Genomic DNA, 2377 nt, shown 5'->3' on the forward strand with positions numbered 1-2377 from the left:
GCTCTCCTTATCATTTAGGATCTTTAATTCCGTGCCTATCGTAGTTTTTCCATTTAAACAGGTAGCATTTTTAGGTGTATATGCTATAATATTTTTATAAACCCCCTCACCTGCTTCATCGCCTTTAAAAATCCAGGAGCTTCCTTGCTTTACGACCAAACCTTTTCCGGACAAATCTTCAAAAGTATAATCATTATCAAAGGTGCCGTTTGTATTATTAAAAAGGTCTTTTAAAATTATTGTTCCTCCTTGTGAAAGGTATCTCAGGTAGGAAGGTTTTTCGTTAAGCTTTGGAGATCTTTTAAACGTTACATTTCCACTATAAATTTTGCTGCTAGCACAACCATTCTCTGTCACAGTTACGAAATATGATGCGGTTGTATTATCAGCAATACCGCCATTTATATCACGTTCAAACGTCCCATCTTTTTTATCATCAAAAGGAGTAGGTGGGTCAGTAACGCCATTTAGATTACCATTAAAATGAAAATCATATGTAGCTCCTGCTGTGTATGGCGAAATTCGCAATCTCACAGTTCCATTGTTCCCAGAATTATCCAGACATACAGTGGAAGTGAGTACTGTTAAAGAATAATTGGGAATAGCTGTAATCTTTGCTGTTAATTCTTGCTCTCCATATTGCTTACTATCATCATCTTTATCAACAGTAACTACCTTAATTTTATCTCCATTTTTTACATTATTCACAGGAAAACTTGTTCCCGTTTGAGTTGATTGGGAACTTCCGTTAAGATAAACCTTAAATTTATATTGTGTGCCAGATGGATTTATACTGAATCCTTGTACATTTATAGTCAATGTTGCAGGAACCTGAGATTGTTGCAAGCATTTATTATTTCCTCCATCTACAGCAATCGTGTATGAAGCGACTGGTGGATCAGCCAAAACTTTCATATCAACAAAGAAAATCAGAGAAAGAATTATTAATGTTATCCTTCTATATGGGGTAAAAATTTCTTTTTGTAATATCATATTCTTAAAAATTGTGTTGAAAAAAAATTAAGGTCTTCCTAAATAAAAATTTAAGAAGACCCCAAACATTAATCTTTCAAACATCTAACACATAACGATGTTCCGGGCTCAGTTGAAGATCTATATACTGAAAAATCATTTCTAGTAAAATTTCTCAAATAATTTTTAGTATCTGAAAACTTAGACGCTGTCCATGTTTCCTTTTCAACATCCTTATCCATGATTACAAAATTAAACCCAAGATCTCCTCCTTTTTGCAACCTTGTCCCTAGCTTCTGATCTAATCCTCTTTTTTGGCTATACCCCACCTTTCCTGTATCAGAATCCACCATTCCTAGATTATGCTCTAAAAGTCTCCACTCAGAATCCGACGGCAGATGCCACCCATTCGGACATGCAATAATTGCCGCTTCCCATGTATAAAGTGAACCATATTTTTTTGTTGAATCAGCTTTTCCATAAGGATCATTGATAAAACCAGCACTCAATGGCCCTGCATATTGCAAATTCTCTGCAAACCAAGTTTGATTTCCGATTTTAATTGTTTTATATGTTTTCCCATCTCTAGCATCAGTCACAGTTCCTGCATTTGGATCCTTAGGATTATTATTATCATCTTTATCTTTTCCACAAGACATGAATGTAAGACCTGCAACAGTTAAAACCAGGGTCCAAGAAAGCATTAGTTTTTTCATATTCTATTAAGGAGTTTTTAATTCAAAAATATATTGGTCGATTAAAATAGATGTTTAAACTCAAAAGTTATTCAACTGAATGAACTCCCCAAATGTACCTGGCAGATGGGAATAGATTCCTTTTGGATCTATGATGTATCCTTCTTCATAGCTTAAAAAATTTAGCTTAATATTTCCTAGAAATTTAATTTCAGCAATTCTTAAAGATGTGAGATTTATTAGTCTTTGACTATATCAGATTCAAAATGTATTGCATGTCCCATAGCTGTTAATATTATACTCTTACTAAAAAAAAAATGATGTAAAAAAGACAGTCTTTTACTGACTGTCTTTGATATGTTTTAATGCTATTTGACAAGCTTTAAATCAGAGCTCATCTTGTATGCTGCCATCATAGAGTTGTTTACTGCATAGATAGAACCTATCACAAGAAAGCCTCCATCCTTTGTATAGATGATGTGTTTGCCTTCATCATCCCCTGCGCCTCCGAATTCTGCTGATGCCAGCACTTTTCCTTCTTCTGTGACTTTGGCCACATAAATGTTTTTGTCTCCTGCTGCGGTTCTGATATACCCAGTAATTCCATAAACGCCATTGCCTAAGGCTACTATTGAACTTGCCTCGGAGCTGAAAGTGCCAGGCACAACAAACTTATCATTAACACCTGATATTCCATTAATATCCGTCTT

Annotated in this window: 3 protein-coding genes; all 3 read right to left on the bottom strand. The window is 34.7% G+C overall.

Annotated features, from left to right (window positions below):
• The coding region (locus J7604_RS26155; RefSeq protein ID WP_293903313.1) for a hypothetical protein at positions 1 to 993 on the bottom strand (993 nt) is incomplete at its 3' end.
• 68 nt (positions 994 to 1061) lie between these two features.
• Positions 1062 to 1688, bottom strand: coding sequence for an FISUMP domain-containing protein (locus J7604_RS26160; protein WP_293903316.1), 627 nt, complete (start codon positions 1686 to 1688; stop codon positions 1062 to 1064).
• A 347-nt stretch (positions 1689 to 2035) separates the two neighbouring features.
• Positions 2036 to 2377: hypothetical protein (locus J7604_RS26165; RefSeq protein WP_293903319.1), on the bottom strand; the 342-nt coding region annotated here is incomplete at its 5' end.

Origin of the sequence: Sporocytophaga sp., from assembly GCF_017745095.1 — a bacterium.
Classification (GTDB): domain Bacteria; phylum Bacteroidota; class Bacteroidia; order Cytophagales; family Cytophagaceae; genus Sporocytophaga.

Bases quoted from the DNA above. Each gene is read 5' to 3' on its own strand.
- J7604_RS26160 (WP_293903316.1), bottom strand. From the start codon at position 1,688: ATGAAAAAACTAATGCTTTCTTGGACCCTGGTTTTAACTGTTGCAGGT.